Origin of the sequence: Pseudomonas sp. Ga0074129 (assembly GCA_001465025.1) — a bacterium.
In the GTDB taxonomy this organism is placed as follows: Bacteria; Pseudomonadota; Gammaproteobacteria; order Pseudomonadales; family Pseudomonadaceae; genus Aquipseudomonas.
Genome location: LNDO01000083.1, coordinates 26,080 through 50,893, shown reverse-complemented (window position 1 = coordinate 50,893; position 24,814 = coordinate 26,080). Strand labels below are relative to the sequence as shown.

21 protein-coding genes and 1 other RNA gene are annotated in these 24,814 nt (G+C 59.3%); 21 read left to right on the top strand and 1 reads right to left on the bottom strand.

Annotation, left to right across the window (positions count from 1 at the left end; all coding sequences use genetic code 11):
• Positions 1–38: 38 nt before the first annotated feature.
• The 19 genes from rsmI to AUK77_RS11615 all read left to right on the top strand — a co-directional run bounded on the left by rsmI (position 39) and on the right by AUK77_RS11615 (position 19,743).
• Positions 39–944 carry a 16S rRNA (cytidine(1402)-2'-O)-methyltransferase gene (rsmI, locus tag AUK77_RS11705; protein ID WP_296129846.1) on the top strand — a complete coding sequence of 302 codons (906 nt, stop codon included), beginning with the start codon at positions 39–41 and terminating at the stop codon, positions 942–944.
• A gap of 41 nt (positions 945–985) precedes the next feature.
• Positions 986–1,333, top strand: an RNA gene (gene rnpB, locus AUK77_RS11700) — RNase P RNA component class A.
• Positions 1,334–1,633: 300 nt separating this feature from the next.
• Positions 1,634–2,089 carry a division/cell wall cluster transcriptional repressor MraZ gene (gene mraZ, locus AUK77_RS11695; protein ID WP_296129843.1) on the top strand — a complete coding sequence of 152 codons (456 nt, stop codon included), beginning with the start codon at positions 1,634–1,636 and terminating at the stop codon, positions 2,087–2,089.
• Between the two features lie 2 nt (positions 2,090–2,091).
• Positions 2,092–3,033: a 16S rRNA (cytosine(1402)-N(4))-methyltransferase RsmH gene (rsmH, locus tag AUK77_RS11690; RefSeq protein ID WP_296129841.1), complete on the top strand. Its 942-nt coding sequence runs from the start codon at positions 2,092–2,094 to the stop codon at positions 3,031–3,033.
• Positions 3,030–3,323 (top strand): cell division protein FtsL, encoded by a 294-nt coding sequence (ftsL, locus tag AUK77_RS11685; RefSeq protein ID WP_296129838.1) that lies wholly within the window; start codon positions 3,030–3,032, stop codon positions 3,321–3,323. Before rsmH ends, ftsL begins: the two co-directional genes overlap by 4 nt.
• Positions 3,323–5,059 (top strand): penicillin-binding transpeptidase domain-containing protein, encoded by a 1,737-nt coding sequence (locus AUK77_RS11680; protein ID WP_296129990.1) that lies wholly within the window; start codon positions 3,323–3,325, stop codon positions 5,057–5,059. Before ftsL ends, AUK77_RS11680 begins: the two co-directional genes overlap by 1 nt.
• Positions 5,059–6,522 carry a UDP-N-acetylmuramoyl-L-alanyl-D-glutamate--2,6-diaminopimelate ligase gene (locus tag AUK77_RS11675; protein ID WP_296129835.1) on the top strand — a complete coding sequence of 488 codons (1,464 nt, stop codon included), beginning with the start codon at positions 5,059–5,061 and terminating at the stop codon, positions 6,520–6,522. Before AUK77_RS11680 ends, AUK77_RS11675 begins: the two co-directional genes overlap by 1 nt.
• Positions 6,515–7,885 (top strand): UDP-N-acetylmuramoyl-tripeptide--D-alanyl-D-alanine ligase, encoded by a 1,371-nt coding sequence (murF, locus tag AUK77_RS11670; protein ID WP_296129832.1) that lies wholly within the window; start codon positions 6,515–6,517, stop codon positions 7,883–7,885. Before AUK77_RS11675 ends, murF begins: the two co-directional genes overlap by 8 nt.
• Positions 7,885–8,967 carry a phospho-N-acetylmuramoyl-pentapeptide-transferase gene (gene mraY / locus AUK77_RS11665; protein WP_296129828.1) on the top strand — a complete coding sequence of 361 codons (1,083 nt, stop codon included), beginning with the start codon at positions 7,885–7,887 and terminating at the stop codon, positions 8,965–8,967. The genes murF and mraY overlap by 1 nt, the downstream gene beginning before the upstream one ends.
• Positions 8,968–8,974: 7 nt before the next feature.
• Positions 8,975–10,321: a UDP-N-acetylmuramoyl-L-alanine--D-glutamate ligase gene (murD, locus tag AUK77_RS11660; protein WP_296129825.1), complete on the top strand. Its 1,347-nt coding sequence runs from the start codon at positions 8,975–8,977 to the stop codon at positions 10,319–10,321.
• Complete coding sequence (gene ftsW / locus AUK77_RS11655; RefSeq protein ID WP_296129823.1) at positions 10,321–11,547, top strand: putative lipid II flippase FtsW; 1,227 nt, start codon at positions 10,321–10,323, stop codon at positions 11,545–11,547. The genes murD and ftsW overlap by 1 nt, the downstream gene beginning before the upstream one ends.
• Entirely contained in the window at positions 11,537–12,607 is a 1,071-nt protein-coding gene (gene murG, locus AUK77_RS11650) for an undecaprenyldiphospho-muramoylpentapeptide beta-N-acetylglucosaminyltransferase (RefSeq protein ID WP_296129819.1), read from the top strand. The genes ftsW and murG overlap by 11 nt, the downstream gene beginning before the upstream one ends.
• A 34-nt stretch (positions 12,608–12,641) precedes the next feature.
• Positions 12,642–14,063, top strand: coding sequence for a UDP-N-acetylmuramate--L-alanine ligase (gene murC / locus AUK77_RS11645; RefSeq protein WP_296129987.1), 1,422 nt, complete (start codon positions 12,642–12,644; stop codon positions 14,061–14,063).
• Entirely contained in the window at positions 14,060–15,010 is a 951-nt protein-coding gene (locus AUK77_RS11640) for a D-alanine--D-alanine ligase (protein ID WP_296129816.1), read from the top strand. Before murC ends, AUK77_RS11640 begins: the two co-directional genes overlap by 4 nt.
• Positions 15,011–15,013: 3 nt before the next feature.
• Positions 15,014–15,889 carry a cell division protein FtsQ/DivIB gene (locus AUK77_RS11635; protein WP_296129813.1) on the top strand — a complete coding sequence of 292 codons (876 nt, stop codon included), beginning with the start codon at positions 15,014–15,016 and terminating at the stop codon, positions 15,887–15,889.
• Positions 15,890–15,909: 20 nt separating this feature from the next.
• Positions 15,910–17,157, top strand: a complete 1,248-nt coding sequence (ftsA, locus tag AUK77_RS11630; RefSeq protein WP_296129810.1) for a cell division protein FtsA — start codon at positions 15,910–15,912, stop codon at positions 17,155–17,157.
• A 44-nt stretch (positions 17,158–17,201) separates the two neighbouring features.
• Positions 17,202–18,386 carry a cell division protein FtsZ gene (gene ftsZ, locus AUK77_RS11625; RefSeq protein WP_296129808.1) on the top strand — a complete coding sequence of 395 codons (1,185 nt, stop codon included), beginning with the start codon at positions 17,202–17,204 and terminating at the stop codon, positions 18,384–18,386.
• Positions 18,387–18,498: 112 nt separating this feature from the next.
• The gene (lpxC, locus tag AUK77_RS11620; RefSeq protein ID WP_296129805.1) at positions 18,499–19,410 is read left to right on the top strand and encodes a UDP-3-O-acyl-N-acetylglucosamine deacetylase; all 912 of its coding nucleotides are present in this window, start codon (positions 18,499–18,501) and stop codon (positions 19,408–19,410) included.
• A gap of 135 nt (positions 19,411–19,545) precedes the next feature.
• Positions 19,546–19,743, top strand: coding sequence for a heavy-metal-associated domain-containing protein (locus tag AUK77_RS11615; protein WP_296129984.1), 198 nt, complete (start codon positions 19,546–19,548; stop codon positions 19,741–19,743).
• A 4-nt stretch (positions 19,744–19,747) separates the two neighbouring features.
• Here AUK77_RS11615 and AUK77_RS11610 read toward each other — a convergent pair whose 3' ends face one another.
• Positions 19,748–20,377, bottom strand: a complete 630-nt coding sequence (locus AUK77_RS11610; protein ID WP_296129803.1) for a TetR family transcriptional regulator — start codon at positions 20,375–20,377, stop codon at positions 19,748–19,750.
• Between the two features lie 139 nt (positions 20,378–20,516).
• Here AUK77_RS11610 and AUK77_RS11605 point away from each other — a divergent pair, with 139 nt between their 5' ends.
• Together AUK77_RS11605 and AUK77_RS11600 are read left to right on the top strand one after the other, a co-directional pair.
• On the top strand, positions 20,517–21,653 hold the full coding sequence (locus AUK77_RS11605) for an efflux RND transporter periplasmic adaptor subunit (protein ID WP_296129801.1): 1,137 nt from the start codon (positions 20,517–20,519) through the stop codon (positions 21,651–21,653).
• 12 nt (positions 21,654–21,665) lie between these two features.
• The gene (locus AUK77_RS11600) at positions 21,666–24,794 is read left to right on the top strand and encodes an efflux RND transporter permease subunit (RefSeq protein WP_296129799.1); all 3,129 of its coding nucleotides are present in this window, start codon (positions 21,666–21,668) and stop codon (positions 24,792–24,794) included.
• Positions 24,795–24,814: the final 20 nt, after the last annotated feature.

Below are 24,814 nucleotides of genomic sequence, written 5' to 3'. Positions count from 1 at the left end.
GGCGGTGGCGCGATGTTAGCGGGCTGAAACGGGCTACAATGCGCGCTTTACTGATTTTGAGGGCTTGTGCTGTGACCACTTCTGCCGCTGCAAACGCGCCTTTGGGCAGTCTTTATGTGGTGGCTACACCGATTGGTAACCTGGACGACATCAGTGCGCGTGCGCTGAATGTTCTACGCAGCGTTTCCCTGATCGCTGCTGAAGATACTCGTCATTCGGCGCGCTTGATGCAGCATTTCGGTATCCCCACGCCTTTGGCCGCCTGCCATGAGCATAATGAGCGCGACCAGGGTGGGCGCTTTCTGGCGCGCTTGCTGGCGGGTGACGATGTGGCACTGATCTCCGATGCCGGTACGCCGCTCATTTCCGATCCTGGCTATCACCTGGTGCGCCAGGCCCGTGCGGCAGGTGTCGCGGTGGTGCCGGTGCCCGGCGCGTGCGCCTTGATCGCGGCACTTTCGGCGGCAGGTTTGCCGTCTGATCGATTCATCTTTGAAGGATTTCTACCCGCCAAAGCAGCGGGTCGGCGCGCACGCCTTGAACATGTTAAGGAAGAGCCGCGCACCCTGATCTTTTATGAAGCCCCGCATCGTATTCTCGAGTGCCTACAGGACATGCAGGCCGTGTTCGGTGATGAGCGCCCGGCATTGCTGGCGCGTGAACTGACCAAAACCTTCGAGACGCTCAAGGGCATGCCCTTGGCTGAGTTGGCTGCCTGGGTGGCGGCGGATAGCAATCAACAGCGTGGTGAGTGCGTAGTGCTTGTAGCGGGCTGGCAGGCACCGGAAGGTGAAGAGGCAGTCAGTTCTGAGGCTATGCGTGTGCTGGATCTGCTTTTGGCAGAAATGCCGCTCAAGCGTGCGTCGGCATTGGCTGCAGAAATCACCGGGGTGCGCAAGAACTTGCTCTATCAGGTTGCGTTGGAACGGCAAAAAGACGTTTAAACCTTGTTCTAAAGGGCGCAGGTCGTTAACCTTGCCGGCGGAGAGTCGATCGGACAGTCGCTGCCTTCGCAAGAAGGGGGAGGAAAGTCCGGGCTCCATAGGGCGGAGTGCCAGGTAATGCCTGGGAGGCGTGAGCCTACGGAAAGTGCCACAGAAAATAACCGCCTAAGCGCTTCGGTGCCGGTAAGGGTGAAAAGGTGCGGTAAGAGCGCACCGCACGGCTGGTAACAGTCCGTGGCTAGGCAAACCCCACTCGGAGCAAGACCAAATAGGGTTCCATTGGCGTGGCCCGCGCTGGAACCGGGTAGGTTGCTAAAGGCGTGCAGTGATGTACGTCGTAGAGGAATGACTGTCCTCGACAGAACCCGGCTTACAGATCGACTCTCCACCTCTTCGCTTCACTGTTTTGCCTCCTTTCTAAGACCGAAAAAATCTTACTCTTAACAAACTACTTTAACTTTGAAGTTCAGCCTTCTGTGTGTGCTGGTTTTTGCGTTTTTACCCTCCTGTTTTCTCTCCGTTTTACCCCCCTGAAAGTTAGCTAAATCGCCGTCCTGTAAGGATTTTTCCCGCCAAGCGTGCCTTGACGGTGGGGCGTGTGCATTCCTATAGTGTGCGCGAGTGGTAAGAAGTGGCAGAAAGTGGGTTTCTTGGGCATGGAAAGCTAATAAAAAAGGGGAGTCGCGATCGTGTTTCGCGGAGCTAACGCCATCAGTCTCGACGCCAAAGGGCGGCTCGCGATGCCAAGTCGGTATCGGGATGAGCTCGTTTCGCGTTGTGCCGGCCAGCTTATTGTCACGATCGATGCGATTGACCCCTGCCTCTGTGTTTACCCGCTCGCCGAGTGGGAGCTGATCGAAGCCAAGCTCCGCGAACTCGCCTCCTTCCGTGAAGAAAACCGCCGCCTGCAGCGTTTGCTGATTGGTAATGCTGTTGACCTTGAGTTGGACGCCAGTGGTCGTTTTCTGGTGCCGCCACGCCTGCGTGAGTACGCCAAGCTCGACAAGCGCGCGATGTTGGTGGGGCAGCTCAATAAATTTCAACTGTGGGATGAAGATGCCTGGAATGCTGTGGCCGATGCCGATCTGGCAGCGATCAAGCAGCCCGGCGCTTTGTCCGACGAACTACGTGACCTGATCCTGTGACCATGACTAGCCATTTTCGCCATATCACCGTGCTGCTCGACGAGGCTGTCGAAGGGCTGGCTGTGCGTGCGAATGGTTGCTACCTCGATGGCACATTCGGGCGCGGTGGTCACAGTCGTCTGCTTCTAGAAAAGCTCGGCTCAGACGGTCGCTTGTTGGGCTTTGATAAAGATCCATTGGCCATCGCCACAGGGCAAACGCTGGCGGCCGAAGACGGCCGCTTTGTCGTTGTGCAGCGCAGCTTTGCCGAGTTGGGCGAGGAGCTGGCCCAGCGTGAACTGCAAGGTAAAGTCAGCGGCATTCTTCTCGACCTGGGTGTGTCTTCGCCGCAGTTGGATGATGCCGAGCGCGGCTTCAGCTTTATGAATGATGGCCCGCTGGACATGCGCATGAACCCGGATGCCGGCGTCAGTGCGGCCACATTTATTGCCAATGCTCCTGAGGAAGAAATTGCCCGGGTGTTTAAGGAATACGGCGAGGAACGTTTCGCCAAGCGCATGGCCCGCGCCGTGGTGCTGCGCCGTGCGGAACAGCCCTTTACCCGCACGGCTGATTTGGCGCAGGTGCTGACGGTGGCTAACCCCGCCTGGGAAAAAGGCAAAAATCCGGCTACCCGCGCCTTCCAAGGCCTGCGTATATACGTCAATAACGAGCTGGGCGATCTTGAGCGTGGCCTTGATGCGGCGCTGGATAATCTTGAAGTGGGCGGTCGTCTGGTGGTGATCAGTTTCCACTCGCTGGAAGATCGCATCGTGAAGCTCTTTATGCGCAAGCATGCCAAGGGCGAAATGGATACGTTGCCCCGCGACCTGCCGATTATTCCGAAGGCCTTTGAGCCTCGTTTGAAGCTGATCGGCAAGCCTGTCTTCCCGTCTGAGGCCGAACTGACAGCCAACCCGCGTTCACGCAGCGCCGTAATGCGCATCGCGGAGAAGCTGCGATGAGTGCACTGTTCGCCAAGCCGCTACCAGGCGGCAGCTTGATCATGTTGCTGCTGTTTGCGGCCGTATTGGTCTCGGCTGTGGCGGTTTCTTACAGTGCTCATTGGAATCGTCAGCTGCTTAACGAGCTGTATGCCGAGCTCAGCGTGCGCGACAAGGCCCAGGCAGAGTGGGGTCGGCTGATCCTTGAGCAAAGCACCTGGACTGCACACAACCGCATCGAATCCCTGGCGGCTGAACGTCTGGGCATGCGTATTCCGGATGCGGCCGAAGTTCGCATGGTGGCTCCATGATGGGACTGGAGGGCGCACTCTATCCATGGCGCTTCCGTCTGGTGCTGTTGGCGCTCGCGCTGATGGTGGCGGCAATCGTCTGGCGTATCGTCGACCTGCAGGTGTTTGACCAGAGTTTCCTGCAGGCCCATGGCGACGCACGCAGCGTCAGGCACATCCCGATTCCTGCGCACCGAGGTCTGATCACTGACCGCAATGGCGAGCCGCTGGCCGTAAGTACGCCGGTGACTACTCTGTGGGCCAATGGCAAGGAACTGCAGCAGGGCAAGGCGCGCTGGAATGAACTGGCCACTGCTCTTGGTCAAGAGCCTGCGGCCTTCAGCGCGCGGCTGCAAGCCAATGCCGAGCGCGAGTTCATGTACCTAGTGCGCGGCCTGACGCCTGAGCGTGGCCAGCGCATCCTTGATCTCAAAATGCCGGGTGTGTATGGCATTGAAGAATTTCGCCGTTTTTATCCGGCGGGTGAGGTTGCTGCCCATGTGGTGGGCTTCACCGACATTGACGACCAAGGCCGTGAAGGCATGGAGCTGGCTTTCGAAGAGTGGCTCGCGGGCGTGCCGGGTAAGCGCCAGGTGCTCAAGGATCGGCGCGGTCGGCTGATCAAAGATGTGCAAGTCGCGCAAAATGCCAAAGCCGGTAAAGCTTTGGCATTGTCGATTGACCTGCGCCTGCAATACCTGGCGCACCGCGAACTGCGTAATGCCGTGACCGAATTTGGTGCCAAGGCTGGCAGCCTGGTACTGCTCGACGTGCAGACCGGCGAAGTGCTGGCCATGGTCAATCAGCCGACCTACAACCCTAACAATCGCCGCAACCTGCAACCGGCAGCCATGCGTAACCGCGCGATGATTGATGTGTTCGAGCCAGGCTCAACCGTCAAACCGTTCTCGATTGCGGCTGCTCTGGGTTCGGGTCGTTGGACGCCGGAAATGACCGTAGATACTGCGCCGGGTAGCCTGCGCATTGGTCGTTACACCATCCGCGACGTATCACGCGGCGGCATGCTCAACCTTACGCAGATCCTGATGAAATCAAGCAACGTTGGGATCTCCAAGGTGGCCTTTGATATCGGTGCCGAACCCATTTATGCAGTGATGCAGCAGGTGGGTCTGGGCCAGGACACCGGCTTGAGCTTTCCGGGTGAGCGAGTGGGTAACTTGCCTAACTACCGCGTCTGGAGGCAGGCCGAGACTGCGACCCTGGCTTATGGCTATGGCCTGTCAGTAACCGCTGTGCAGTTGGCGCATGCGTATTCGGTGCTGGCCAACCACGGGCGCAATGTGCCGTTGTCGATGGTGCGACTGGACCGCGCGCCAGTATCCACGCAAGTCATTGACGAAGCGATTTCCAAGACGGTGTTGCACATGCTGCAAGCCGTGGTGGAAGAGCCCGGCGGTGGTGGTGCGCGGGCCAAAGTACCGGGCTACCACGTCGGCGGCAAAAGCGGCACCGCGCGCAAAGCCGCCACGGGCACTAAAGGCTATGTCGACAAGGCTTACCGCTCCTTCTTTGCCGGTGTCGCACCTATTGATAACCCGCGTATTGCTGCCGTGATCATGATCGATGAGCCGAGCGAAGGCGGCTATTACGGCGGCCTAGTGTCGGCGCCAGTGTTTGGCAAGGTGATGGCAGGTGCGCTGCGCCTGATGAACGTTGTGCCAGACAATCTGCCAGAGCCTGAGCCATTGAAAGTTGAAACGGCGGCCGTTGATCCTATTAAAGGAGGGCGCATCTGATGCCTATGCCCCTTAACCAATTATTACCGCAAGCGGCCAGTTCAACCCTGATTCGTGAATTGACCCTGGACAGCCGCAAGGTACGTCCGGGCGATCTGTTTCTGGCCGTTCCGGGTACTCAGCAAGACGGTCGCGTGCACATTAGCGATGCCATTGCTCGTGGCGCGGCCGCTGTCGCCTATGAAACTGAAGGCGCGTCGCCCATGACGGCGCAAAGTGCTGAGCTGATTGCCCTTAAGGGGTTGTCGCAGCAACTGTCAGCCATAGCCGGGCGCTTTTATGGTGAGCCAAGCCGTGGCATGCACCTGATTGGTATTACCGGCACCAACGGCAAAACCAGTGTTAGCCAATTGCTGGCGCAGGCCTTGGATCTGCTCGGCGAGCGCTGCGGCATTGTTGGCACCTTGGGCAATGGTTTTTATGGTTCGCTGGAGCAGGGCCTTCACACCACGCCGGATCCGATCGGTGTGCAGACCACTCTGGCGGATATGAAAAATGCCGGTGCCCGCGCCGTGGCCATGGAGGTGTCTTCCCATGGTCTGCATCAAGGGCGTGTTGCTGCGCTGGCTTTCGATGTCGCGGTGCTAACCAATTTGTCGCGTGATCATCTGGATTACCACGGTTCCATGCAGGCTTATGCCCAGGCCAAAGCTGCACTGTTTGCTTGGTCGGGTCTGCGCTGCCGTGTGCTCAACCTGGATGACACTTTTGGCCGTGAGTTGGCAGATGTTGAGCATGAGTCGCGCCTGATCAGCTACAGCCTGAACGATGCCGATGCCTACCTGTACTGCCGTGATGCGCAGTTCGACGAGCAGGGCGTGCGCGCCACGCTGGTTACGCCGCGCGGTGAGGGCATGCTGCGCAGTTCATTGCTCGGTCGCTTCAACTTGAGCAACCTGCTGGCTGTTGTGGGCGCGCTGTTGGGCCTGGATTACCCGCTGGATGAAATCCTCAAGGTGTTGCCGCAGTTGCAGGGGCCGATTGGTCGTATGCAACGCTTGGGCGGCATGGATAAACCGTTGGTGGTGGTGGATTACGCGCACACCCCGGATGCCCTGGAAAAAGTCCTCGAAGCCCTGCGCCCACACGTTAAAGGTCGGCTGCTGTGCCTGTTCGGTTGTGGTGGTGATCGCGACAGCGGCAAGCGTCCGCTGATGGCCGCCGTGGTTGAGCGCCTGGCGGACGCGGTGCTGGTCACCGATGACAACCCGCGCAGCGAAACGCCCGCACAGATTTTCAGCGACATCCGCGCTGGTTTTAGCGCGCCTGAAGCCGTGCAGTTCGTCCACGGTCGTGGTCCAGCCATTGCCCAGTTGATCGCCAGTGCCAGTGCCGATGACGTAGTGGTCTTGGCTGGCAAGGGCCATGAGGACTATCAGGAAATCAACGGCGTGCGTCAGCCGTTCTCCGATTTGGTCGAGGCAGCCAAGGCCTTGGCCGCTTGGGAGGTGACGCATGCTTAAGCCGATGTATTTGAGCGAAGTTGCAAGCACCCTGAACGCACAGGTGATTGGTGCAGATGTGGCTTTTGCTGCGGTCAGCACAGACAGCCGCGCGGTTGTGCCGGGCCAATTGTTTGTTGCCTTGGCTGGCCCACGCTTTGATGGCCATGACTACTTGGCAGAAGTCGCCGCCAAAGGCGCGGTGGCTGCCCTGGTTGAGCGTGAAGTCGTTGGTGCGCCATTGCCGCAACTGCTGGTCGCAGATACCCGTTTGGCCCTCGGCCAGTTGGGCTCGCTCAATCGTCAGGCATTCCTCGCGCCTGTGGTGGCCATTACCGGTTCCAGCGGTAAAACCACGGTCAAGGAAATGCTCGCCAGCGTTCTGCGCGAAGGCCTGCAAGGTCCGGTGCTGGCCACGCGTGGCAACCTGAATAACGACCTCGGCGCACCCCTGACCTTGCTGGAACTGGCACCCGAGCACGTGGCTGCGGTGATCGAATTGGGCGCTAACCACGTCGGCGAAATCGCCTACACCGTTAACCTGACCCGTCCGCATGTGGCTGTGTTGAATAACGCCGGCACGGCCCACGTGGGCGAGTTCGGCGGCCCAGAGAAAATCGTTCAAGCCAAGGGCGAAATCATCGAAGGGCTCAACGATGACGGTGTGATCGTGCTTAACCTCGATGACCGCGCCTTTGCCATTTGGCAGCAACGTGCGGCCGGGCGTCAGGTGCGTTCGTTTGCCCTGCAGAACTCTGCCGCTGATGTGTATGCCTCTGACTTGGCGCGCGACGTTCGCGGCTGCTCTGCATTCACCCTGCATTGCGCTGCGGGTGAAGCACGCATCCAACTCAATCTGCTGGGTGAGCACAACGTCGCCAATGCCTTGGCTGCTGCCGCCGCTGCGCTGGCAGTGGGGGTTGCGGTCAGCGCCATCAAGGTCGGACTGGAAGCGCTGCAACCGGTTAAAGGTCGCACGGTAAGCCAATTGGCCAACAATGGCCTGCGCGTGATCGACGACAGCTACAACGCCAACCCGACGTCCGTGTGCGCGGCCATCGATATCCTCGCCGGTCTTGCCGGGCGCCGCGTGCTGGTGCTGGGCGATATTGGCGAGCTTGGCGAATGGGCGGAGCAAGGCCATCGCCAAGTGGGTCAGCATGCCATCGGCAAGGTTGACGCACTGTATGCCGTTGGCCCGTTGATGGCCCATGCCGTGGCTGAATTCGGTGCTGCCGGTCGTCACTTCAGTGATCAGGCCAGCCTGATTGCAGCGCTGCAAGGCGAGCAGGGCGACACCACTGTTCTTATTAAAGGTTCACGCAGCGCGGCGATGGAAAAAGTCGTGGCGGCGCTGTGTGGCACATCCGGGGAGATTCACTAATGCTGCTGCTGCTGGCGGAGTACCTGCAACAGTTCCACAAGGGCTTCGCGGTCTTTCAGTACCTGACCCTGCGCGGCATTCTCGGCGTATTGACCGCGCTGGCGCTTTCGCTGTGGCTTGGCCCGTGGATGATCCGCACCCTGCAAATCCGTCAGATTGGCCAGTCTGTGCGCAACGACGGCCCGCAGTCGCATCTGTCGAAGAAAGGCACGCCGACCATGGGCGGTGCGCTGATTCTCACGGCTATAGCTGTCAGCACTTTGCTCTGGGCTGATCTGTCCAACCGCTACGTGTGGACCGTGCTGGCTGTAACCCTGCTGTTTGGGGCCATTGGCTGGGTGGATGACTACCGCAAAGTGATCGAGAAGAACTCCCGTGGCTTGCCAAGCCGCTGGAAGTATTTCTGGCAGTCAGTGTTTGGTCTGGGTGCGGCGATCTTCCTCTATACCACCGCGCAAAGCCCGGTAGAAACCACCCTGATTCTGCCAATGGTCAAAGACTTCGGCCTGGAGTTGGGCCTGGGCTTTATCGTGCTGACCTATTTCGTCATCGTCGGCTCCAGCAACGCGGTCAACCTGACCGACGGCCTGGATGGTCTGGCCATTTTGCCCACCGTCATGGTTGGCGGCGCACTGGGCATTTTCTGCTACCTGTCCGGTAACGTGAATTTCGCTGAGTACCTGTTTATCCCTTATGTACCGGGCGCAGGTGAGCTGATTGTGTTCTGCGCGGCCATGGTTGGCGCGGGGCTGGGTTTTCTCTGGTTCAACACCTACCCGGCGCAAGTGTTTATGGGCGATGTGGGCGCGTTGGCCCTCGGTGCGGCGCTGGGCACCATTGCTGTGATCGTGCGGCAGGAAATCGTCTTGTTCATCATGGGCGGCATTTTTGTTCTGGAAACCCTGTCGGTGATCATTCAGGTCGCCAGCTTCAAGCTGACCGGCAAACGTGTGTTCCGTATGGCCCCCATCCATCACCATTTTGAATTGAAAGGCTGGCCTGAGCCGCGCGTGATCGTGCGTTTCTGGATCATCACCGTGATTTTGGTGTTGATCGGCCTTGCCACCCTGAAGTTGCGTTGAGGACAGCATGAGCCTGATTGCTTCTGACCAATTCCGCATCGTTGTCGGCCTCGGCAAGAGCGGCATGTCCCTGGTGCGTTTCCTCGCACGCCAGGGCTTGCCGTTTGCCGTGGTCGACACCCGTGCCAACCCGCCGGAACTCGCCACCTTGCGTGAGCAGTTCCCGCAGGTGGAAGTGCGTTGCGGCGAACTGGATGTCGAGTACCTGTGCCGCGCCAGTGAGTTGCTGGTTAGCCCAGGCCTGGCCATCGCCACACCCGCTTTGCAAGCCGCTGCCGCACGGGGTGTGAAGCTGTCTGGTGATATCGACTTGTTTGCGCGTTATGCCAAAGCACCGATTGTGGCCATCACCGGCTCCAATGCAAAAAGCACCGTGACCACCCTAGTTGGTGAGATGGCCGTCGCGGCTGGGAAGAAAGTCGCTGTGGGCGGCAATCTGGGCACTCCGGCGCTGGATTTGCTCAGCGATGACGTCGAGTTGTACGTCATGGAGTTGTCGAGTTTTCAGTTGGAGACCACCGATCAGCTGAATGCCGAGGTGGCGACCTGCTTGAATCTCAGCGAAGACCACATGGATCGCTACGCCGATCTGCCGGCCTATCACCTGGCCAAGCACCGTATCTTCCGTGGCGCGCGTCAGGTGGTGGTCAACCGTGATGACGCCTTGTCTCGTCCTCTGGTCGCGGATCAGCTGCCTTGCTGGTACTTCGGTCTGGGCAAGCCTGATTTCAAACGCTTTGGTTTGCTGGAAGAAAACGGTGAGAAACACCTGGCCTTCCAGTTCGACACCTTGCTGCCCGTGCGCGAGTTGAAGATTCGTGGCGCGCACAATCAGTCCAATGCGCTGGCCGCCTTGGCGCTGGGCCATGCGGTGGGGCTGCCGATGGAGGCCATGTTGGCCACCCTGCGCCAGTTTGCTGGTTTGGCTCACCGTTGCCAGTGGGTCGGCGAGCGCCAGGCCGTGAGCTATTACGATGACTCCAAGGCCACCAACGTCGGTGCTGCGTTGGCCGCCATTGAGGGGCTGGGGGCGGATATTGCGGGCAAGTTGGTGTTGATCGCCGGTGGCGATGGCAAGGGTGCTGACTTCTCTGCGTTGAAGGCACCGGTCGGGCGCTTTTGCCGCGCAGTTGTGCTGCTGGGCCGCGATGCCGAATTGTTGGCTGACGCACTGGGCGATGCTGCGCCGCTGATTCGCGTGAAAACTCTGGAAGAAGCCGTAGCGCGCGCTGCCGAGTTGGCCGAGGCAGGCGACGCTGTGCTGCTCTCGCCCGCCTGCGCGAGCCTGGATATGTTCAAAAACTTTGAAGAGCGTGGGCGTCTGTTTGCCCAGGCCGTGGAGGGTTTGCGCTGATGCTAGCCCGCCTGCTCGCCGCACCTTCCCCACTGTTCAGCCGTCGTGGCATTGACCTGGACTTCCCCCTGCTCGCCGGTTGTCTGGCGTTGCTGGGGCTGGGGTTGGTGATGATTGCCTCGGCATCTTCGGAAGTAGCGGCGGCGCAAACAGGCAACCCGCTGTATCACATGATTCGGCATCTGATTTATCTGGCCATCGGCTTGGGTGCTGCGCTGGCTACCCTGCTGGTGCCCATGGCGCTGTGGCAGCGTTACAGCGGCGTGCTGCTGGTGGTGGCTGTGGTGCTGCTGGTGCTGGTGCTGGTGCCGGGGATTGGCCGTGAAGTAAACGGCGCACGGCGCTGGATCGGTTTCGGCATTTTCAACCTGCAACCGTCCGAGTTGGCCAAGCTGTTTAGCGTGATGTTTATCGGTGCGTACCTGGTTCGTCGGCAGACTGAAGTGCGGGAAAAACTCACCGGCTTTATCAAGCCGATGCTGGTGCTGGGCCCGATTGCAGCGTTGCTACTGGCCGAGCCAGACTTCGGCGCGACGGTGGTGCTGGTCGGCGCGGCCATCGCCATGCTGTTTCTCGGCGGCGTTAACTTGCTGCGCTTTATCCCGTTGGCCGCCTGCGTGCTGGGGCTTGGCGTGCTGGTGATGACCAGTCAGGCCTATCGCCTGGAGCGTTTGACCAACTTCGTTGACCCTTGGGCGGATCAATACGGTGCGGGTTATCAGTTGAGCCAGGCGCTGATCGCCTTTGGCCGTGGTGAGTGGTTTGGCGTTGGCCTGGGTAACAGTATCCAGAAGCAGTTCTACCTGCCGGAAGCGCACACCGACTTCGTCTTTGCCGTACTGGCGGAAGAACTGGGCATGATCGGTGCGTTGGTCACGGTCGGCCTGTTCGTGTTTGTCAGTGTGCGCGCTTTGTACATCGGTCTATGGGCCGAGAAAGCCAAGCAGTTCTTTTCGGCCTACATGGCCTACGGGCTGGCGTTTTTGTGGATCGGCCAGATTCTGATCAACATCGGCGTGAATATCGGCCTGCTGCCAACCAAAGGCCTGACCCTGCCGTTCCTCAGTTACGGTGGTAGCTCGCTGGTGGTGTGCTGCATCAGCCTGGCGCTGTTGCTGCGCATCGAATGGGAGCGCCGCACCCACTTAGGGTTTGAAGACTACGAATTCAGTGAAGCCGACTTCTTCGATGGCCCGGCCAGTGAGGAGGTGCGTCATGCGCGGTAATGTCTTGATCATGGCAGGCGGTACTGGTGGCCACGTATTCCCGGCACTGGCTTGTGCCCGCGAGTTCAAGGCGCGTGGTTACAGCGTGCATTGGCTGGGCACGCCGCGTGGCATTGAGAACGAACTGGTGCCAGCCGCTGAGCTGCCGCTGCACTTGATCGACGTCACGGGCCTGCGCGGCAAGGACAAATTGTCGCTGCTCAAAGCGCCGTTTCAGTTGATTAAGGCGCTGTTCCAGGCGCGCAAAGTGATGCGCGAACTGCAACCAGTGTGCGTCTTGGGCATGGGCGGTTATGTCACAGGCCCAGGCGGGCTGGCCGCGCGACTGAGTGGCGCGCCGCTGATCATCCACGAGCAGAATGCCGTCGCCGGGACTGCTAACCGCAGCCTGGTGCCGTTTGCCAGCCGTGTCTGCGAAGCCTTCCCGGATACCTTCAGCAACAGCGCCAAGCGCCGCACCACCGGTAACCCGGTGCGTGAAGAGCTGTTCCTGGAAACCCCGCGCGATGCGCTGCGCAATCGCCAGCCGCGTTTGCTGGTACTCGGTGGCAGCCTGGGGGCTGAGCCGTTGAACAAATTACTGCCAGAAGCACTGGCGCTGCTGGCCAATGAACTGCGTCCTGAAGTGTTTCATCAGGCTGGCAAGCAACATGATGCGATTACCGCTGAACGCTATCGCGCGGTAGGCGTCGAAGCGCAGGTCGCGCCGTTCATCAAAGACATGGCGCGCGCCTATGCCTGGGCGGATCTGGTGATTTGCCGCGCCGGCGCGCTGACTGTCAGCGAGTTGGCCGCCGCAGGGCTGCCGGCGTTCCTCGTACCGCTACCACACGCGATCGACGATCACCAAACGCGTAATGCCCATTACCTGGCCAGTGCCGGCGCTGCCGTGCTGTTGCCGCAACGTACCACTGACGCCGCCGCACTGGCCGCGCAGTTGACTGAGGTTTTGATGCACCCCGAACAACTTACCCGTATGGCGCAGACGGCTCGTCGTCTGGCCAAGCCTGATGCAACCCGCACCGTTGTCGATATCTGCCTGGAGGTGGCCCGTGGCTAAGTCTCCCGCCGCTGCACGTTCAGAAATTCGCCGTATGCGCCGCATTCGTCGCATCCACTTTGTGGGCATCGGCGGCGCCGGCATGTGCGGTATAGCCGAAGTGCTGCTCAACCTCGGTTATGAAGTGTCCGGTTCCGATCTGAAAGCTTCGGCTGTGACCGAGCGCCTGGAAACCTTTGGTGCGCAGATTTTCATCGGCCACCGCGCTGAAAACGCCGAGCAAGCTGATGTGCTGGTGGTGTCCAGTGCAATCAACACCAGCAACCCGGAAGTGGCCACGGCACTTGAGCGTCGAATTCCTGTGGTGCCGCGTGCCGAAATGCTCGCCGAGCTGATGCGCTACCGCCACGGTATTGCCGTGGCCGGCACCCATGGCAAAACCACTACCACCAGCCTGTTGGCCTCGGTGTTTGCCGCCGGCGGTCTGGACCCGACGTTTGTGATCGGTGGTCGCTTGAATGCGGCGGGCACCAACGCTCAGTTGGGCAGCAGCCGTTACCTGATCGCTGAAGCCGATGAGAGTGACGCCAGCTTCCTGCACCTGCAGCCGATGGTCTCGGTGGTCACCAACATCGACATGGACCACATGAGCACCTATGGCGGTGACTTCAATAAGTTGAAGAAAACCTTCATCGAGTTCCTCCACAACTTGCCGTTCTATGGTCTCGCCGTGCTGTGTGTGGACGATCCAATCGTGCGTGAAATTCTGCCGCAGGTGGCGCGTCCAACCGTGACCTACGGCTTTGATGAAGACGCAGACGTGCGCGCCATCAATATCCGTCAACAAGGCATGCAAACTTTCTTCACCGTGCTGCGCAATGGCCGCGAGCCGTTGGATGTGTCGGTGAACATGCCGGGCAACCACAACGTGCTGAACGCCCTGGCCACTATCGCCATCGCCAGCGACGAAGGCATCAGCGATGAAGCCATCGTGCAAGGGTTGTCGCAATTCCAGGGTGTTGGCCGGCGCTTCCAGGTCTATGGCAACTTGCCGGTAGAGGGCGGTAGCGTGATGTTGGTTGACGACTATGGTCACCACCCGCGTGAAGTAGCAGCAGTCATCAAAGCCGTGCGCGGTGGTTGGCCGGAGCGTCGCTTGGTGATGGTCTATCAGCCGCACCGTTTCAGCCGTACCCGCGACCTGTACGACGATTTCGTTCAGGTGCTCGGTGATGCGCAGGTGTTGTTGCTGATGGAAGTTTATCCCGCTGGCGAAGCCCCGATTCCTGGTGCGCAAAGCCGCAACCTGTGCCACAGCATCCGCCAGCGCGGCAAGCTCGACCCTATCTACATCGAGCGCGGTGTAGACCTTGCGCCGATCGTCAAACCCTTGCTGCGCGCCGGTGACATTCTTCTTTGCCAAGGTGCCGGTGATATCGGTGGCCTGGCTCCGCAATTGCTGCAAAGCCCTTTGTTCGCCTCAACTGGCGGCGAGTTATCAGAGGTGGCGAAATGAGTGCTGTCAGCCTGCAATCACAATTCCCGGTCAACGCCTTCGGTCGCGTGGCTGTGCTGTTCGGCGGCAAGAGTGCTGAGCGTGAGGTTTCCCTGAAGTCGGGTAATGCCGTGCTGGGCGCGTTGCTCGATGCTGGCGTGGACGCGTTTGGCATTGATGTGGGTGATGACCTGCTGCAACGCCTGAGTGCCGAGAAAGTCGACCGCGCCTTTATCGTGCTGCACGGTCGCGGTGGTGAAGACGGCTCGATGCAGGGCTTGCTGGAGTGCGCCGGGATTCCTTACACCGGCAGCGGCATTCTTGCGTCGGCGCTGGCCATGGACAAGCTGCGCACCAAGCGTGTGTGGTTAAGCCTCGGTCTGCCTACGCCCAAACACGCCGCGCTGGCCAACGAGGCAGATTGTCACGCGGCCGCTGCCGAGTTGGGCTTCCCGTTGTTCGTCAAACCGGCGCATGAAGGTTCCAGCATCGGCATGGCCAAGGTCGGTGATGTCGACGCGCTGATTGCTGCCTGGAAGGATGCCAGCCGCTACGACTCGCAGGTGCTGGTCGAGCAGATGATCGCAGGTCCTGAATTCACCATCGCCATGTTGCGTGGCCAGGTGCTGCCGCCGATTGCGTTGGGCACCTCGCACAGCTTCTACGACTACGACGCCAAGTACCTGGCCAATGACACCCAGTACCGTATCCCGTGCGGCCTGTCGGCTGAGAAAGAAGCCGAACTCATGGACCTCACTGCCCGCGCTTGCGAAGCCGTAGGCACCCAGGGCTGGGCACGTGCGGACGTGATGCAGGATGCCGAGGGCCAATTCTGGCTGCTGGAAGTCAACACCGTGCCGGGCATGACCGACCATAGTTTGGTGCCGATGGCAGCCCGCGCGGCGGGTCTTGATTTTCAACAGTTGGTGTTGGCGATTCTGGCCGACAGTCTTGAGGCGAGGGGTTAAACCATGACCGCTGCGCTGCGTCACCCGCCAGGCTCGAACCGCGCTCCCGTGCGCGGCAAGCCTGTGCCGCGTGGCGCCAGCCGGATGGTCGCCAAGGAACCGATCAGCCTGCGCATGAGCCTGCCCAAGGCCCGTGTTGACGGTGCCAAGGTATGGCTTAAACGCATCAGCTGGCCAGTGCTGCTGCTCGCACTGGGTTACGGCGCGTATGAACTTTCGCTGCGCGCACTGCCGTATGCCGATCAGCCGATTGCGCGCATCAGCGTCGAGGGCGATCTCAGCGTCGTCAACCAGCAAGCCGTGCAGCAGCGTATTGCGCCCTATGCCACGGCCAGTTTCTTCAAGGTTGACCTGCTTAGCCTGCACCGTGAGCTGGAAATGATGCCTTGGATCGCCAGCGCCCAAGTGCGCCGCGTATGGCCCGATCAGTTGGTGGTGCGCCTGGAAGAGCAGTTGCCGATTGCTCGCTGGGGCGACGAAGCATTGTTGAATAATCAGGGCGAAGCGTTTGCCCCGCAGGAAGTGAGTAATTACCAGCACTTGCCGCAGCTTTATGGTCCTAAGCGGGCCCAGCAGCAAGTGATGCAGCAATACCAAGTGCTCAGCCAGATGCTGCGGCCTATGGGCTTTTCCGTGGCGCGTTTGGAGTTGCGTGAACGTGGCAGTTGGTTCTTGTCGACCGGGCAAGGCATCGAAGTGCTGCTGGGCCGTGACCATCTGGTGGAAAAAATGCGCCGCTTCTCGGCCATATACGACAAGGCCTTGAAAGAGCAACAAACGAATATTGCGCGGATCGATCTGCGTTATGCCAACGGCCTGGCCGTGGCATGGCGAGAGCCGGTAGCGCCCGCAGCGGCTGAAGCCGCTGTCGTGCAGTGAATCAGGAGAAGATGAAAGCCATGGCAAACGTGCAGAGCGGCAAGATGATCGTCGGTCTCGATATCGGCACCTCCAAGGTGGTGGCGCTGGTTGGCGAAGTGAATGCTGACGGTCAGTTGGAGATCGTTGGTATCGGCACTCATCCATCGCGCGGCTTGAAAAAGGGCGTGGTGGTGAATATTGAATCCACCGTGCAGTCGATTCAGCGCGCAGTGGAAGAGGCCCAGCTGATGGCCGGCTGCCGTATCCACTCCGCGTTTGTCGGCGTGGCGGGCAACCATATCCGCAGCCTTAACAGCCACGGCATCGTCGCCATTCGTGATCGTGAAGTCAGCCCGGCCGATCTGGAGCGCGTACTCGACGCTGCCCAGGCTGTCGCCATTCCGGCCGATCAGCGCGTGCTGCACACCCTGCCGCAGGATTACGTGATCGATAACCAGGAAGGCGTGCGTGAGCCACTGGGCATGTCAGGCGTGCGCCTAGAAGCCAAAGTGCACGTCGTTACCTGCGCTGTGAACGCCGCGCAGAACATCGAGAAGTGCGTGCGCCGCTGCGGTCTGGAGGTGGATGACATCATCCTGGAGCAACTGGCATCGGCCTATGCCGTGCTCACTGACGATGAGAAAGAGCTGGGCGTGTGCCTGGTTGACATCGGTGGCGGCACCACCGATATCTGTATTTTCACCGAAGGCGCAATCCGCCACACCGCGGTGATCCCGATTGCTGGCGATCAAGTCACAAATGACATCGCTATGGCCCTGCGCACGCCAACGCAGTATGCCGAAGAGATCAAGATTCGATATGCTTGCGCATTAGCCAAACTGGCCGGTGCAGGCGAGACCATCAAGGTGCCGAGCGTCGGTGATCGTCCGCCGCGCGACCTGTCGCGTCAGTCCCTGGCTGAAGTGGTTGAGCCGCGTTACGACGAGCTGTTCACCCTGATTCAGGCTGAACTGCGCCGCAGCGGCTACGAAGATCTGATTCCCGCCGGCATCGTGTTGACCGGTGGCACCGCGAAAATGGAAGGCGCCGTCGAGTTGGCCGAAGAGATTTTCCATATGCCGGTGCGCTTGGGCGTGCCGCAAGGTGTCAAAGGATTGGCCGACGTTGTGCGTAACCCCATCTATTCCACCGGCGTAGGCCTGTTGCTGTATGGACTGCAAAAGCAGGCCGACGGCTTATCCATGTCTGCGCTGGGCAATTTTAGCGACGAACCCAAACAACCTGTCTTGGAACGGCTTAAACGCTGGATCCAGGGCAATTTTTGATTTTGCAGTAGGCGTTATAACTAGAAAGTAAAAAGGAGAGGGAAATGTTCGAACTCGTAGACAGCGCTCCAGCTAGTGCAGTTATCAAGGTCATCGGCGTGGGTGGCGGCGGCGGTAATGCCGTTAATCACATGGCGAAAAACAACATTGAAGGCGTGGAATTCATTTGCGCCAACACGGACGCACAAGCGCTGAAAAACATTGGTGCACGCACTGTGCTGCAACTGGGCACTGCAGTGACCAAAGGGCTTGGCGCCGGTGCCAATCCAGAAGTTGGCCGTCAGGCGGCCATGGAAGATCGCGAGCGTATCGCTGAAGTGCTGGCCGGCACTGACATGGTCTTTATCACCACTGGCATGGGCGGCGGTACCGGTACCGGTGCAGCCCCTGTAATTGCCCAAGTGGCCAAAGAAATGGGCATTCTCACCGTTGCGGTGGTGACCCGTCCGTTCCCGTTCGAAGGCAAGAAGCGCATGCTGATCGCCGAAGAAGGTATTCGCGCATTGTCGGAAAGCGTCGACTCGCTGATCACCATCCCGAACGAAAAACTGCTGACCATCCTCGGCAAAGACGCCAGCCTGCTGTCGGCGTTCGCCAAGGCGGACGATGTACTGGCCGGTGCTGTGCGCGGTATCTCCGATATCATCAAACGTCCGGGCATGATCAACGTCGACTTCGCTGACGTGAAAACTGTGATGAGCGAAATGGGCATGGCGATGATGGGTACTGGCTGCGCCAGCGGTCCTAACCGTGCACGTGAAGCCACCGAAGCGGCGATCCGCAACCCGCTGCTGGAAGACGTCAACCTGCAAGGCGCGCGCGGCATCCTGGTGAATATCACAGCCGGTCCTGACCTGTCCCTGGGTGAGTACTCCGACGTCGGTAACATCATCGAGCAGTTCGCCTCCGAGCACGCCACCGTCAAGGTTGGCACCGTGATCGATCCGGACATGCGCGACGAACTGCACGTAACCGTGGTCGCTACAGGCCTGGGTGCGCGCATCGAGAAACCGGTCAAAGTGATCGACAATACTGTGCAAGTGGCCGCCAGCTCCAGCAGTCAGGCAATGCCAGCACGTGGCGAGCAAAGCGTTAATTACAAAGACTACGAGCGTCCGACCGTGCAACGTCAAAGTCACGGCGGTGCAGCAACGGCAGCCAAACTGAACCCGCAGGATGACCTGGATTATCTCGATATCCCGGCTTTCCTTCGTCGTCAGGCTGATTGATGAAATGTATCAGGAGTATCTGGGTGATTGGTGTTCAGCAAAGGCCGGTTCTGCTATCATCGCCGGCCATTGTTGAAAACTATTCGCAACTAGTGCTATAGCGGCCCAAGCCATGATCAGACAACGCACCCTGAAGAACATTATCCGCGCCACTGGCGTTGGCCTGCATTCCGGGGAGAAGGTATACCTGACCCTGAAGCCGGCACCTGTGGACACCGGTATCGTGTTCCGTCGTACCGACCTTGACCCTGTCGTGGAAATTCCCGCGCGTGCAGGCAATGTCGGTGAAACCACCATGTCGACCACGCTGGTCAATGGTGATGTCAAGGTGGATACGGTAGAGCACCTGCTTTCGGCCATGGCTGGCCTGGGCATCGATAACGCCTATGTCGAGCTCTCCGCGTCCGAAGTCCCGATTATGGATGGCAGTGCGGGTCCCTTTGTATTCCTGATTCAATCAGCGGGTCTGCAAGAGCAGGAAGCCCATAAGAAATTTATCCGGATTCTTCGTGAGGTTACGGTGGAAGAGGGCGACAAGCGCGCCACTTTCGTGCCTTTTGATGGTTTCAAGGTCAGTTTCGAGATCGATTTCGATCACCCGGTTTTCCGCAATCGCACCCAATCGGCCAGCGTTGATTTCTCTAGCACCTCCTTTGTGAAAGAAGTCAGTCGCGCCCGTACCTTTGGTTTTATGCGTGATATCGAGTTCCTGCGTTCACAAAACCTGGCACTCGGCGGCAGCGTAGATAACGCCATTGTGGTAGACGAATTCAGCGTGCTGAACGAAGACGGCCTGCGTTATGAGGACGAGTTTGTTAAGCACAAGATTCTCGATGCCATCGGCGATCTGTACCTGCTGGGCAACAGCCTGATTGGCGAGTTCAAGGGTTTCAAATCAGGGCACGCGCTTAACAACCGCCTGCTGCGCACCTTGATTGAGCAAACCGATGCATGGGAAGTCGTGACGTTTGACGACCCCAACACCGCGCCAATCTCTTACATGCGCCCGGTTGCGGCGGTGTAACGCAACATTCTCCTTTTTTGCTTTTGAAGGCCACCTCAGGGTGGCCTTTTTTTATCTTGACCCTACCCCAATAGCACGGGACAAACTGTGGGTCTTAATTTCATCCAGAGGTATTTCGCGATGTCAGCAGCAAGCATTCATACATTTCGGGTCGAAGGCATGACTTGTGATCACTGTATTAAAGCCGTCACTGAGGCTGTTCAGGCGCGTGATGCAAGTGCTGAGGTGAAGGTCAAGCTGCAGGGCGGTGAGGTGCGGGTTGTCAGCAATTTGCCCAGCGATGAGTTGATTGTGGCGATTGCAGAGGCGGGTTATTGCGTTGGCTTGTCCTAACCCGTCAGTTTGGGGTTGGCCAATCGCGGATCAGTCCACGAAAGCAGGCATCAACCAAAGGCGCAGTATCGCAAAGCGGGTCGAACAGGTTGTTGTCGCGCAGCCAGTCATGAAACAGGCCGACAATTAAGCCGTGCACCGCTCGAGCTGCCAGGCGCGGGCTCATGCCATTGTGCAGGCGCGGTTGGATTGCCGGGCTGCTGAATTGCTGCTCGCAGAGTTCGATAAAAAGGTTGATGAAGGCTTCGTGGCGTTTCTCGGCCTCGCGCAACTCCTCGGTAAACTCGCAGCGGCGCAGCAAAATCGTAAAAATACGGCGTTTTTGATCATCGCGTGCCAGGTTACTGATGGCGTCGATGCACACAGTACGCAACGTCAGTAGCGGGTCATGTTCAGGGCAGCCGCGCATGCGTTCAGCCAGTTGCTCAGGCGGAAGGCGCACCTGGTTAAGCATGGCGTTGAACAGATCGGCCTTGTTAGCAAAGTGCCAATACACCGCGCCGCGCGTAACGCCAGCATGTCGGGCGATATGTTCGAGGCTGCTGTTGGCGACGCCCTTCTCCAGAAACAACGTTTCAGCGGCCTGCAAGATGGCAATGCGGGTTTTCTCGGCTTCTTCTTTGGTTCGGCGCATGGCGGCAGGCGTATTACTGGCTAGTCTCAAGCGCTGAGTGTAATTAAGTTAAGCGCAATGTTCTATTTACAAACAGTTGTGTATGTAACTAGCATTGTCCGTCTCAAACGTCGTGCCTTGCGTTTATCTGGAGACATCCATGTTCCTTGCCCGCCCCCTATCCGCTGCAGCCCTACTTGCGTTGGTGGCTGTCATACCTGCGCTGCAGGCTGCCGATGCACCCCCCGCCCCTGAAGTGGTGGTCGAAACCGTTCAGGTGCAATCCCTGCCGCTCGAACTGGAGTACTCCGCGCGCACTGCAGGATTCCGCGAAGTTCAGGTGCGTGCACAGGTCAGTGGCATTTTGCAGGAGCGCACTTACCGCGAGGGTAGCCAGGTCAAGCAGGGGCAGGTGATGTTCCGCATTGACCCGCGCATCTACCAAGCCGCACTGACGCGGGCCAAGGCCGCGCTGGCGCAAGAGCAGGCGCGCTACCGTCAAACTGAGCGTGACCTCAAGCGCATCCGTGAATTGCAGAAAAAGGGCTTCGCCAGTGAGAGTGAACTGGACAACGCCATTTCCAACTTTGAGCAAAGCAAAGCCAATATCCAGGCCGCCGAGGCCGAGGTGATGTCCAAGCAGATTGACTTGGATTACACCACGGTTAAAGCGCCGATTTCCGGTATCACCAGCAAAGAAACCGTCTCTGAAGGCAGCCTGATGGTGGCCGGTGATCCGAATGCCAGCCTGCTGAGCAACATCACTCAACTCGACCCCATCTACGTCAACTTTGCCGCCCCGGATTCGGATGTGGAAAGCGTGCGCAGCGGCCTGCAGAACGGCAGCCTAGTGTTGCCCGAAGACGGCAAGATGAGTGTGCAGATCACCTTGGGCGACGGCTCGGTTTACCCGCTTGAGGGCAAGGTCGACTTCACCGACAGCCTGGTTGATCGCACCACAGGGGCCGTCAGCTCCCGCGCAGTTGTACCCAACCCCGAACAAACCTTGCTGCCTGGTCAGTTTGTTCGTGTGCGTGTCTTGGGTCTGAGCATTCCCAATGCCATGACCCTGCCTGAGCGTGCGGTTGCTCAAGGTCCCGGTGGCACCTTTGTCTATATCGTTGATGACGCTGGGATTGCACGTATGCGCCAGGTAACAACCGGGCACACCGCCAAGGGCCGCTGGGTAATTGTCTCGGGCATCAGTGCTGGTGATCGGGTTATCGTCGAAGGCCTGCCTAAGGTGCGACCCGATACCCCTGTGCGTATTGCCGCCCCCGCCGCCAATCCCGCTTAAGGAGCGTCTGCCGTGATCTCACGCTTCTTTATCGACCGTCCGGTGTTTGCAGCGGTCATCTCGATTGTCATCGTACTGGCCGGATTAATGGCCATGCGTACGCTACCCATCGCCCAGTATCCACAGATCCTGCCGCCGCAGGTCTCGGTCACGGCCAGCTATGCCGGTGCCAGTGCTCAGGTGATCGCTGAAACCGTCGCGGCGCCGCTGGAGCAGTCAATCAACGGCGTGGAGGGCATGATTTACCAGCAGTCCAACTCGGGCGGTAACGTCATGAGTTTGTCGGTGTACTTCGAAGTGGGCCGCGACCCCGATCAAGCCACCATCGACGTCAACAACCGGGTGCAGGCCGCACTGGCCAAGTTGCCTGAAGAAGTGCGCCGTCAGGGCGTCAAGGTGCAGAAGAAGTCGTCCGACATTCTTCAAGTCGTGACGTTGTATTCGCCGGATGGCTCGCGTGACCCGGTGTATATCAGCAACTACGCGTTGATCAACGTGATCGACGAACTCAAGCGCCTGCCGGGTGTGGGCGACGTCAGCCAGTTCGGCTCCAAGGACTACTCCATGCGCATCTGGCTGCGGCCCGATAAGCTGGCGCAGTTCAACCTCACGCCAACGGATGTGGTCAACTCGATCCGTGAGCAGAACTCGCAGTTTGCTGCGGGCAGCTTTGGTCAGCAGCCACTCAAGCAGGAGCAGGACTTTACTTATACGGTGACCACGCAAGGGCGGTTTACCGACCCGAAAGAGTTTGAAAATGTCATCCTGCGAACCGACGAAACTGGCGCCAGCCTGCTGCTCAAAGACGTCGCACGCATTGAATTGGGGGCTCAGGATTATTCGCTGATGACCTCGCTCAACGGCCAGCAAAACGCCGCGTTTGGCGTGTATTTGCAGCCGGGTGCCAACGCCCTGGACACCGCCGAGGCGGTCAGTACCACCCTGGAGCGTCTGTCCAAGACCTTCCCCAGCGGCATGACCTACAAGGTGCCCTACGACACCACCAAGTTTGTGCAAGTCTCGATTGAAGAGGTGATCCATACCTTCTTCGAGGCCTTGGTGCTGGTGGTGTTGGTGGTCTTTATCTTCCTGCAGAACTGGCGTGCCACGCTGATTCCGGTGCTGGCCATTCCTGTGTCCTTGGTCGGCACCTTTGCCGGTATGTACATGCTCGGGTTCTCCATCAACCTGCTGACCTTGTTCGGCATGGTGCTGGCCATCGGTATTGTGGTGGACGATGCCATTGTGGTGATTGAGAACGTCGAGCGGGTGATGGCCACCGATAAGGTCGGCCCACGTGAAGCCACCATCAAAGCCATGGAGGAGGTAACCGGGCCGATCGTTGCGATCGTATTGGTACTCTGCGCGGTGTTTGTGCCGGTGGGCTTCCTCGGCGGCTTGGCCGGGGAGATGTATAAACAGTTCGCCATCACCATTGCTGTATCGGTGGTCATCTCCGGCATTGTCGCTCTGACGCTAAGCCCGGCCCTTTGTGCCTTGCTGCTCAAGCCCGGCCACCACGAACCTGCCGCGCCGTTTCGGGCCTTCAACCGCGTGTTCGATAGGCTGACCAATGGCTATACCGCTGGCGTGCGTTTCTTCCTTAAGCGTTCGGCTGTTGGGCTGCTGCTGTTTGGCGTGATGATTGTGCTGATGGTGATGCTGTTCAACCGCGTGCCCAGCTCGCTGGTGCCCAGTGAAGACCAAGGCTATGTGATCAACGCCTACTTCCTGCCGCCTGCCGCCTCGCTGACGCGTACTGAAACCCTGACCAGCGATGTCACGCAACAGCTGATGGCACACCCGGCGGTGAAGGATGTGGTGACGTTCGCCGGCTTCGACATCCTCTCCTCGGGTACGCGCAGCAATGCCGGGGTGTCCTTTGTGCCGCTCAACGACTGGAGCGAGCGGACCACGCCTGAACTGGATGCGCGCAACCTGACGCGGGAGTTCATGGGCATGGGCGCGGCGCAGAAGGACGGCGTGGTACTGAGCTTCAATCCGCCGCCGATTACCGGCATGAGCACCACCGGTGGCTTTGAAGGTTACATTCAGGACCGCAGTGGTGGCACCACGGCCGAGTTGGCGACCAAGGTGCAGGCCTTTTTGGCGGCGGCTGCCAAACGCCCGGAACTGGCCGGCGTGCAAAGTACATTCAGCGCCAATGTGCCGCAGTACTTCATTGACCTTGACCGTACCAAGGCCCGCGCCTTGGGTGTGCCAGTGAACGATGTGTTCACCGCCATGCAGGCTACCTTTGGCAGTTACTACGTCAACGATTTCAGCTTGTACGGCCGCACCTTCCAGGTCAGCTTGCAGGCTGAGGCAGAGTTCCGCAGTAAGCCCGAAGACCTGTCGCAAGTTTACGTGCGTGCCGCCAGTGGCGAGTTGGTCTCGCTGGCCAGTTTGGTCAAGGTGCAGCGCATTCTGGGCCCGGATACCTACGCGCGCTTCAACGTCTACCCAGCGGCGAAAATCCTCGGCGGGCCGGCTCCTGGTTACAGTTCCGGGCAGGCGCTCACTGCCATTCAGGAAGTGGCCAATGAGGTGCTGGGCGCGGAATACAGCATTGGCTGGACCGGCTCGGCCTATCAGGAAATTGCCACCCAAGGTTCCGGCAGCAGCGCCTTTATCTTTGGTCTGATCATGGTCTTCCTGATTCTGGCCGCGCAGTACGAGCGCTGGACGCTGCCTTTGGCGGTGGTCACGGCGGTGCCATTTGCAGTATTCGGGGCGATTCTCGCGGTGTGGCTGCGCGGCATCGAGAACGACCTGTACTTCCAAGTGGGTTTGGTCACGCTGATTGGTCTGGCGGCGAAAAACGCCATTCTGATTGTCGAGTTCGCCGTGCTCTGCAGGCAGCAGGGCATGAGCATCTTCGAGTCGGCACTGGAGGCGTCACGCCTGCGTTTCCGCCCGATCATCATGACGTCGCTGGCCTTTATCCTCGGTGTGGTGCCTCTGGCGATCAGTACGGGCGCCGGCTCGGCGAGCCGTCACTCGATTGGTACAGGGGTGATTGGCGGCATGATCGCGGCGACCGTGCTGGCGATCTTCCTCATCCCGATGTTCTACCTGCTGGTGGAGTCATTCGCCGAGAAACTGGGCAAACGCCGTAAAAAGGTCGATACGCCGGTTTGACCTGCGGCCTTCTGTTAGGG

Bases quoted from the DNA above. Each gene is read 5' to 3' on its own strand.
- rsmI (WP_296129846.1), top strand. From the start codon at position 39: ATGCGCGCTTTACTGATTTTGAGGGCTTGTGCTGTGACCACTTCTGCC.
- rsmH (WP_296129841.1), top strand. From the start codon at position 2,092: ATGACTAGCCATTTTCGCCATATCACCGTGCTGCTCGACGAGGCTGTC.
- ftsL (WP_296129838.1), top strand. From the start codon at position 3,030: ATGAGTGCACTGTTCGCCAAGCCGCTACCAGGCGGCAGCTTGATCATG.
- AUK77_RS11680 (WP_296129990.1), top strand. From the start codon at position 3,323: ATGGGACTGGAGGGCGCACTCTATCCATGGCGCTTCCGTCTGGTGCTG.
- AUK77_RS11675 (WP_296129835.1), top strand. From the start codon at position 5,059: ATGCCTATGCCCCTTAACCAATTATTACCGCAAGCGGCCAGTTCAACC.
- murF (WP_296129832.1), top strand. From the start codon at position 6,515: ATGCTTAAGCCGATGTATTTGAGCGAAGTTGCAAGCACCCTGAACGCA.
- mraY (WP_296129828.1), top strand. From the start codon at position 7,885: ATGCTGCTGCTGCTGGCGGAGTACCTGCAACAGTTCCACAAGGGCTTC.
- murD (WP_296129825.1), top strand. From the start codon at position 8,975: ATGAGCCTGATTGCTTCTGACCAATTCCGCATCGTTGTCGGCCTCGGC.
- ftsW (WP_296129823.1), top strand. From the start codon at position 10,321: ATGCTAGCCCGCCTGCTCGCCGCACCTTCCCCACTGTTCAGCCGTCGT.
- murG (WP_296129819.1), top strand. From the start codon at position 11,537: ATGCGCGGTAATGTCTTGATCATGGCAGGCGGTACTGGTGGCCACGTA.
- murC (WP_296129987.1), top strand. From the start codon at position 12,642: ATGCGCCGCATTCGTCGCATCCACTTTGTGGGCATCGGCGGCGCCGGC.
- AUK77_RS11640 (WP_296129816.1), top strand. From the start codon at position 14,060: ATGAGTGCTGTCAGCCTGCAATCACAATTCCCGGTCAACGCCTTCGGT.
- AUK77_RS11635 (WP_296129813.1), top strand. From the start codon at position 15,014: ATGACCGCTGCGCTGCGTCACCCGCCAGGCTCGAACCGCGCTCCCGTG.
- ftsA (WP_296129810.1), top strand. From the start codon at position 15,910: ATGGCAAACGTGCAGAGCGGCAAGATGATCGTCGGTCTCGATATCGGC.
- ftsZ (WP_296129808.1), top strand. From the start codon at position 17,202: ATGTTCGAACTCGTAGACAGCGCTCCAGCTAGTGCAGTTATCAAGGTC.
- lpxC (WP_296129805.1), top strand. From the start codon at position 18,499: ATGATCAGACAACGCACCCTGAAGAACATTATCCGCGCCACTGGCGTT.
- AUK77_RS11610 (WP_296129803.1), bottom strand. From the start codon at position 20,377: ATGCGCCGAACCAAAGAAGAAGCCGAGAAAACCCGCATTGCCATCTTG.
- AUK77_RS11605 (WP_296129801.1), top strand. From the start codon at position 20,517: ATGTTCCTTGCCCGCCCCCTATCCGCTGCAGCCCTACTTGCGTTGGTG.